The sequence below is a fragment of the Streptomonospora halophila genome (genome assembly GCF_039542725.1).
In the GTDB taxonomy this organism is placed as follows: domain Bacteria; phylum Actinomycetota; class Actinomycetes; order Streptosporangiales; family Streptosporangiaceae; genus Streptomonospora; species Streptomonospora halophila.
The window spans coordinates 1-1,516 of the sequence record NZ_BAABIK010000074.1 but is presented as its reverse complement, the minus strand read 5'-3'; the positions used below and the strand labels follow the sequence as shown (position 1 = coordinate 1,516).

At 72.3% G+C, this 1,516-nt stretch carries 1 protein-coding gene; it reads left to right on the top strand.

Features of this window, described 5'->3' with window-relative positions; all coding sequences use genetic code 11:
* The coding region (locus ABEA15_RS25505) for a GMC family oxidoreductase (protein WP_345559613.1) at positions 1-1,516 on the top strand (1,516 nt) is incomplete at both ends.

Sequence of the window (1,516 nt, the reverse complement as noted above, 5' to 3'; positions counted from 1 at the left end):
TACGACTATGTGGTCGTGGGCGGCGGGACCGCGGGCTCGGTGATCGCCAACCGCCTCACCGAGGACCCCGGCACCAGCGTCTGCGTCATCGAAGCCGGCCCCAGCGACCGCGACCAGGAACGCGTCCTGCGCCTGCGCGACTGGCTGGACCTGCTCGAAAGCGACCTCGACTACGCCTACACCACCGTCGAGCAGCCCCGCGGCAACTCCCACATCGTCCACTCCCGCGCCCGCGTCCTCGGCGGCTGCTCCTCCCACAACACGCTGATCAGCTTCCGCCCGTTCGCCCGCGACCTCGACGACTGGGTCGCCGCCGGCGCCCGCGGCTGGGACAACGCCACCGTCCAGGCCTACGCCGACCGGCTGAAGAACAACATCGCCCCCGTCGCCCCCCAGCACCGCAACGCCCTGGTCACCGACTGGATCACCGCCTGCGCCCGCGCCACCGGCGCCCCGGTGATCGAGGACTTCAACGCCGAGACCTCCCACCGCGGCGGCTTCAGCCAGGGCGCGGGCTTCCTCCCGGTCGCCTACGACCCCTACACCGGCCACCGCTCCTCGGCCTCGGTCGCCTACCTGCACCCGATCATGGACGTGCGCCGCAACCTCACGCTGATGCTGCAGACCCGGGCGCACCGGCTGGTCCTGGACGGCGAACGCGCCACCGGCGTGCGCGTCACCGGCCCCGACGGCCGGGAGCAGACCATCACCGCCGAACGCGAGGTGGTGCTGTGCGCGGGCGCCATCGACACCCCGCGCCTGCTGCTGCTGTCGGGGGTGGGCCCGGCCGCCGATCTGCGCGAGGTCGGCATCGACGTGCACCACGATCTGCCCGGCGTCGGCGAGAACCTGCTCGACCACCCCGAGTCGATCATCATGTGGGAGACCGGCCCGCAGGTGCCCGAGACCACCGTCATGGCCTCCGACGGCGGGCTGTTCGTGCGCCGCGACACCGCCGACCCCCGCCCCGACCTGATGTTCCACATCTACCAGGTGCCCTTCGACGACAACACCGCCCGGCTGGGCTACGACTCGCCCGGCCCGCGCAACGCCGTGTGCATGACGCCCAACATCCCGCGCTCGCGCTCGCGCGGCAAGCTGTGGCTGCGCAGCGCCGACCCGGCGGTCCAGCCGGCGCTGGACTTCCGCTACTTCACCGACCCCGACGACTACGACGCGCGCACGATCGTCGACGGGCTGCGCATCGCCCGCGACATCGCCGCGACCGAGCCCTTCAAGTCCTGGATCACGCGCGAGGTGGCTCCCGGGCCGGCGCTGACCACCGATGAGGAGCTCTCCGAGTACGGCCGCAGGGCCGCCCACACGGTCTATCATCCCGCCGGCACCTGCCGGATGGGGGCCGCCGGCGACCCTGCGGCGGTGGTGGATCCGGAGTTGCGTGTGCGGGGGTTGTCGGGCCTGCGTGTGGCCGATGCGTCGGTGTTTCCGACGATGCCCTCGCCCAACCCGATGGTCACGGTGTTGACCGTGGGCGAACGCGCCGCCGACCTGATCA